We start from the raw sequence: 6,430 nt of genomic DNA on the forward strand, positions 1-6,430 counted from the left end.
ACGACGCTGAGCAAACGACAACGGCAGCACGGTGCCCTCCGGATCGTCGCGCCTCGGGAACTCGCCCAAGACCGGGAATGCGCCCCAGGAATGGAACAGGTGGGCGACAGGCGTGAATGGGCTCGATCGTAGGAAGCCCGCACGCCTCCAGGGGCTTCCGTGCGGCGTTCTGTCAGCAAGATGACAGAACGCCGGGACCCGGTGCCCATCGGTGACAGCGGCGGGCGCGGGCCGGGGCTCCGCCGAAGTGGCCGATTGTCGCCTCCTCGGGGCGACGCTAAAGATATATCGTCAACGACGCCCCGGGGCCGCTCCGAGGCCGCTCCGAGGGCAGTCGGTCCGTTCCGAGGCTTGTTGTTCCGTTCAGAGACCTTCTGTTGCAAGACCTGTCGTTCCGTTCGGCTCTGTTCCGAGCCGCAGCCGTTCCGTTCGGTTCTGTTCCGAGCCGCAGCCGTTCCGTTCCGAGGCCCGTCGGCCCGGCCCACGAGGAGGAGCCATGCACCTGCCACCCACACCCCCGCCACCGCCGCCCCCTCCGTCCCCGCCCCCGGGGCACACGCACGGGTACGAGGGGTGGCCCCCTCCCCAGCCTCCGCCGCCGCCCCGGCCCCCGCACCGCCCCGACCTGCGCGCCGCCGTCCTGCTGCTGCTCCGCGAGCAGCCCCACAGCGGTCACCGGATCGTTCAGGAGCTGGAGCGCCGCAGCCTGGGGATGTGGCGGCCCCGCCCCGGGTCCGTCTACCCGGTGCTCCAGCAGTTCGAGGAGCAGGGCTTCGTGCGGACGAGCGGACGTCAGGGCTCGCGGCTGTTCCACCTCACCGAGGAGGGCGTCCGCCACTGCGACGAGGTCGCGCGGGAGCGGGGGGCGCCGTGGGACATATGGCGGGACACGGTCGACGAGGGCGTGCCCGAGCTGTATCACCAGCTCGGCCAACTCACCGCCTGCGTGCAGCAGGTGGGATCCGTGGCCTCGGGCGCGCAGGTGGAGCGGGCGGGCCGGCTGCTGGCCCGTGCCCGCCGTGAGCTGTACCTGCTGCTGGCCGAGGACGAGGCCGAGGCCGAGGCCGAGGAGAAGGGGAAAGGGAAGGGCCTGGGCGAGGGGAAGGGCCTGGGCGAGGAGTCCCCGTAGTGCCCGGACCGGCCGGGCCCGTCGAGGGCCCGGCTGTCCACATGCGGACCACCCCCGTGCGGTCGCGGCCCGGGGCCCCGTACAGTCACCGCACTTCACGACACGCACACGGCATCGGGAGGGATCTTGTCGAGTGGGTCGGCCGATTCCCGGCACGACACAGCCCCGGAGCGCCCCGCCGCGCCGGACGTTCCGCTGCGGCGCAACCGCGGCTTCCAACTCCTCTGGACCGGCTCGGTCTTCGCCTTCCTGGGCAAGGAGATCGCCGAACTCGCCTATCCGCTCGTCGTGTTGGCCGTAACCGGTTCGCCGGGCTGGGCCGGCGCGTTCGGTGGTGTGCAGATCCTCGCGGCGCTGCTGTGCGGGGTGCCCGCGGGCGAGCTGGCGGACCGCTACGACCGGCGTCGGCTGCTGCTGTGCGTGGAGGCGATCCGCGTCCTGGCCACCGGCAGCGTGGTGGCGGCGTTCCTGCTCGACGCGGTGTCGCTGCCGCACCTGCTGGTGGTGGCCGTGGTGGTCGGCGCGGCACAGCCGCTGGGCGGATCGACCCGGATGCTGCTGGTGCGGTCACTGGTGCCGCCCCGGCAGTTGACGGCCGCGCTGACGCAGGAAGAGGTCCGCAGCCACGCCGCCGCGTTGTCGGGTCCGCCGCTGGGCGGCACGCTGTACGCGGTGGCGCAGGTGGTGCCGTTCGTCGTGACCGCGTGCTCGTTCGCGGCGTCCCTGGTGCTCACGCTGTTCGTGCGGCCGCCGGTCGAAGCGCCCCGGGCGCCGATCCGCACGGCCGACAAGGAGCCGCCGCTCGCGCGGATGACGGTGGGACTGCGCGCGTTGTGGGGCCGGCCCGCGCTGCGCACGGGCATGCTGTTCGCCGCCGCGATGAACACGGTGACGGCACCGGTGATCCTCACCGTGGTGGTGCAACTGCGTGAGCAGGGCCTGTCCAGCACGGCGATCGGTTTCACGACGATGGGCCTGGCGGTCGGCGGACTCGCGGGGACGGTGCTGGTGGCGCCGCTGCACCGGCTGCTCGCGCCGGGGGTCCTGATGCTGTGGCTGGGCGGTACGGCGTTCGTGCTGATCGGCTCGCTGGCGGCCCCCTGGGGCCGGTGGTGGCCCGCCCTCGCGCTCTTCCTGCTGGGCCTCGGCGGCCCGTCGATGCGGGTACTCGTCGACATCCTGATCTTCCGCCAGGTCCCGGACGAGCAACGGGGGCGCGCGATTGCCGCCTGCATGACGGTGTTCGGCGCGGGTGCGTCGCTGGGGGTGTTCGCGGCGGGCCAGCTCCTGGAACACGCCTCGGCCGCGGTGACTGTCCTGGTGCTGGCGGCGGTGCTGGCGGCGGCGTGGTGCGCGGGCCTGTTCACCCGGGGGCTGCGCACGGCGCGCTGGCCCGAGGAGCAGGAGACGCAGGTGAAGTAGGAGAAGCGGGGGAAGCGGGGGAAGCGGGAGAGGCGGGGGGAGTCGAGGCAGCCCGGGGGAGTCCGTCCGAGTGCCGGGCGACCCCCGGGCGATCCCCACGGACCGATTCCCACGGACCGATTCCCACGGACCGATTCCCACGGACCGATTCCCACGGACCGATCCCCACGGACCGATCCCCGGCCGACCCCGGCGGCCCCTGGCGCACCCCGGGCCGACCCGCGCGTGTGCGGGCCGCCGCGGGCGGGCCGGGCGCGGAGCCGGCGGCCCCGCCGGGCATCGCTTCCCCCACCCCCACAACACGGCCCGTCACCGGCGCGGTTGAGCGGCGGGTTGCCGACCCTTCACCCCGCCTCCACAACTCCTCCTGTTGACAACCACTGCGGCCGGTCCGGAGGATGTGGCTCGATTCGAGGGCGCGTCCTCCTGGTCGCGGCCCACGTGTCGGCCGGGCCACGACCATGACCCGGTCTCGATCGCGGCGCTCTGCGAGCGGTCAACTCGACGTGGTTGGCGATCAAAACGGGGGGCGATGGCTCTGAGGCTCACGACGGCGTGCCGCCGGAGGACATGATGGGGCCCACAGAGGCTCCTGTACGGCCCCTCCCGGGTCGGAATCGTCCGTCACCGCCTGCGCGCGGCTCCTCATGGCACCCGTCCGCTATCCGAGAGGGACGCGCCACGGTGGCCTCCCCTCACCCGGAATCGATGGGATTCGGCCGTAAGGTTCGACGTCACGAGGGACAAACGTGTTAGACGCTAGCTGGCATCTGGATCAGGATCCTCGAAATTCCGTTGAGCCGGACGGCGAAATATTACCGCCGACGGACGCCGCAATCAGCAATGCTGAACAGATAATTCAAGAGGCCCTGGCAAGCTACCGTACCGGTATCGCCCGCACAATCCGCAGAATTGAGATGAGCGCGGTACTGGAAGTCCTGCGCGATGCCTCGCTCACCCTGCGCAGACAGCGCGTCGTCGCACATGTCTCCTGGTGCCGGAGCGTCGACCCCGAGTTCACCGAGTTCTGCAGCCGCGACATCCTCGGGACCGGCCACGGCCTGCACCTGCTGCTGCACCGCGACGCGGCGCGCGGCCTCGCCGCCCGGCACCACCTGCGCCGACTCGTCGAGGCCGGCGCCGACGTCCGGCTCTCCTCGTCGCTGCTGCCCACCATGATCACCCTGGGGCCGGTGACCGGCGTCGTGCAGACCGCGGACCCGTCCGGGGAGCCGCGCGGCCTGCTGCTTCAGCACGTCGAGATGGTCGACCTGCTGCGGCGCGTGCACGGTGCCCTGTGGGAACAGTCCGCCGCGTCCGCACCCTCCGCAGCCTCCGCACCTGCCCTCGCAGCCGTGTCGAGTGTCGCGTCGGCCACCGGCCTGCCCCTGGGCGTCCTGAGCCGGATCACCGCCGACTCGGTGCAGAGCCAGGTGCTGAGGCTGCTGTGTTCCGGCGCCAAGGACGAGGCCGCGGCCCGGCAGATGGGCGTGTCCGTGCGCACCTACCGGCGCTACGTCGCCCGCATCCTCAAGAGCCTCGACGTCACCTCCCGCTTCCAGGCCGGGATCAGGGCCGCGGAACTGGGGCTCGTGGCCCGACGCGCGTCCTGAGAGCCTGCCGGGTGCCCTGTGGCCGGGCGGCCACGTCCTGGCACGCACGCTTCCGGCGTTGCCGGGATGACCGAGTAGCTCCGCTACTGGGCCCTCCCGGCGCCTGGGAATCGCACGCACCATGCCGCGTCCGCTTTCCGGCCGAAGGCCGTCCGACAGGCTCTGAGAGCCCGCCGGGTGCCCGCGGTCCGCGTGTCCGTAAGCGGACCGCGTGGCCGCGCGCCCGGACCCGGGATGACAGGTAGATGACGCGGAAGGCGTCCGGCGGCCCTTGCTCCCGCCGCGGGCACCTTCATAGGCTGCTTCACGGCGCGGAATTCCAGGGAGAGTCCAATGGGTCACGACTCCCGCTCCATTCATCCTCAAGCGTTTTCCCTCACGCATCCCAAGGGGCCAGAATGTCGAATCCCTTCGACGACGAGTCACGCCTTTTCAAGGTTCTGGTGAACGCGGAACTGCAGCATTCGCTCTGGCCGTGCGGCATCGACGTCCCGCAGGGCTGGACGACGGTGCTCGACGACGCCCCGCGCGAAACGTGCCTCGCCCATGTGGAGGAGCACTGGACGGACCTGCGCCCCGCCGGCCTGCGGGACCGTTCGTGACCAGCGGCCCGATCAGCCCGCCCCGGCCCGCGGACCTGCGGCTCGACGAACTGCACGGGTCGCTGTCCTCTCCCACGACCAAGTCGATGAACTTCCTCAACGAGGTGGCCCAGCACTACCCGGACGCGATCTCCTTCGCGGCGGGCCGCCCCTACGAGGAATTCCTCGACCTGCCGTCGGTGCACCGCCAGATCGACCTGTTCGCCGCGCACCTGCGCGAGCGGTTCGACGGCGACGAGCGGCGGGTGCGCGGAACGCTGCTCCAGTACGGCAGGACCAAGGGGATCATCCACGAACTCGTCGCCCGCAACCTGGAGGTGGACGAGGGCATCGTCGTCGACCCGGAGGCGGTCGTCGTCACCGTGGGCTGTCAGGAAGCGCTCTACCTGACCCTGCGCGCGCTGCGCCGCGACGACCGGGACGTGCTGCTCGCCGTACTGCCGACCTACGTGGGCGCGGCGGGCGCCGCCCACCTCGCCGACATGCGGGTGCTGCCGGTCGCCCAGTCCGCCGCGGGCATCGACGTCGACGACCTGGTGGCGGTCGCCCGGCGGGCCAGGGAGCAGGGTCTGCGGCCCCGCGCCTGCTACGTCGTGCCCGACTTCGGGAACCCGTCCGGCATCAGCTTCGACCTGGCCACCCGTGAACGGCTCCTCGCGGCCGCCCACGACAACGGCCTGCTCCTCCTGGAGGACAACCCGTACGGCCTGTTCGGCGCCGAACCGACCGGGCGAAGCGCTCCGTTGCCCACACTCAAGGCCCTGGACACCACGCGCGGCGTCGTCTACCTCGGCTCCTTCGCCAAGACGGGCAACCCCGGTACGCGCGTCGGCTACGTCGTGGCCGACCAGCGGGTGGAGACGGGCCCGGACGGCCGTACCGAACTGCTCGCGGACCGGCTCGGCGAGCTCAAGAGCATGCTCACGGTGAACACCTCGCCGATCGCCCAGGCCGTGATCGGCGGCAAGCTCCTGGAGAACGGCGGGAGCCTGCGCACGGCCAACGAGCGCGAATGCGCGGTCTACCGCCGCAACCTCCGCATGGTCCTGGACGGCCTGGCCCGCCGCTTCCCGGCCGGCCGACGACCGCACGTGACGTGGAACCGGCCCACCGGCGGCTTCTTCCTGGTCTGCGCCCTGCCCTTCGCGGCGGGCGACGACCTGCTGGAGGAGTGCGCCCGCGAGCACCGGGTGCTGTGGACGCCCATGCACCACTTCTACGCCGGTGGCGGGGCCCGCCGGGAGATCAGGCTGTCGGTGAGCCACCTTGAGCCGGAGGAGATCGAGACGGGCCTGGACCGGCTCGCACGGTTCGTGACAGCGCACGACGCCTGAGAGCCCCCGGGTCGGCCTCAGGCCCGAGCGGTCACGCCCCGGTGCGCACGCCTCCCACGTTGTCGTCGGTCGCCGACGCTCCGCGTCGACTCCCTCCTCCGCCCGGGAACCGCACGCACCGGCCCGCGTCCACTGTCCGATCCGAGGCCACCCGACAGGATCCGATCCGAGGCCACCGGACGAGCTCCGATCCGAGACCACCCGACAAGTTCCGATCCGAGACCACCCGACACGCTCCGAGCCCATGCGCGCGGACGCCACCGGGCCACCGCCGGAACACCTACGAGGAAGGAGGGCCCGATGCTGCCGCTCTCGTTCGCCCAGCGCCGC

5 protein-coding genes are annotated in these 6,430 nt (G+C 72.0%); all 5 read left to right on the forward strand.

Annotated features, from left to right (window positions below):
- Positions 1-496: 496 nt before the first annotated feature.
- Positions 497-1,129 (forward strand): PadR family transcriptional regulator, encoded by a 633-nt coding sequence (locus ACF1CT_RS37245; protein ID WP_391788471.1) that lies wholly within the window; start codon positions 497-499, stop codon positions 1,127-1,129.
- Between the two features lie 126 nt (positions 1,130-1,255).
- Positions 1,256-2,551, forward strand: coding sequence for an MFS transporter (locus tag ACF1CT_RS37250; protein ID WP_391788472.1), 1,296 nt, complete (start codon positions 1,256-1,258; stop codon positions 2,549-2,551).
- A gap of 917 nt (positions 2,552-3,468) precedes the next feature.
- Positions 3,469-4,164 carry a response regulator transcription factor gene (locus tag ACF1CT_RS37255; protein ID WP_391788473.1) on the forward strand — a complete coding sequence of 232 codons (696 nt, stop codon included), beginning with the start codon at positions 3,469-3,471 and terminating at the stop codon, positions 4,162-4,164.
- 398 nt (positions 4,165-4,562) lie between these two features.
- Positions 4,563-4,766: an MbtH family protein gene (locus tag ACF1CT_RS37260; RefSeq protein ID WP_391788474.1), complete on the forward strand. Its 204-nt coding sequence runs from the start codon at positions 4,563-4,565 to the stop codon at positions 4,764-4,766.
- 86 nt (positions 4,767-4,852) lie between these two features.
- Positions 4,853-6,100 (forward strand): PLP-dependent aminotransferase family protein, encoded by a 1,248-nt coding sequence (locus tag ACF1CT_RS37265; protein ID WP_391788475.1) that lies wholly within the window; start codon positions 4,853-4,855, stop codon positions 6,098-6,100.
- Positions 6,101-6,430: the final 330 nt, after the last annotated feature.

The sequence above is a fragment of the Streptomyces sp. NPDC014734 genome (assembly GCF_043083325.1).
Classification (GTDB): domain Bacteria; phylum Actinomycetota; class Actinomycetes; order Streptomycetales; family Streptomycetaceae; genus Streptomyces.

What these genes read in the sequence shown, in the direction of transcription:
- ACF1CT_RS37245 (WP_391788471.1), top strand. Translation starts at nt 497, where the DNA reads ATGCACCTGCCACCCACACCCCCGCCACCGCCGCCCCCTCCGTCCCCG.
- ACF1CT_RS37255 (WP_391788473.1), top strand. Translation starts at nt 3,469, where the DNA reads ATGAGCGCGGTACTGGAAGTCCTGCGCGATGCCTCGCTCACCCTGCGC.
- ACF1CT_RS37260 (WP_391788474.1), top strand. Translation starts at nt 4,563, where the DNA reads ATGTCGAATCCCTTCGACGACGAGTCACGCCTTTTCAAGGTTCTGGTG.
- ACF1CT_RS37265 (WP_391788475.1), top strand. Translation starts at nt 4,853, where the DNA reads ATGAACTTCCTCAACGAGGTGGCCCAGCACTACCCGGACGCGATCTCC.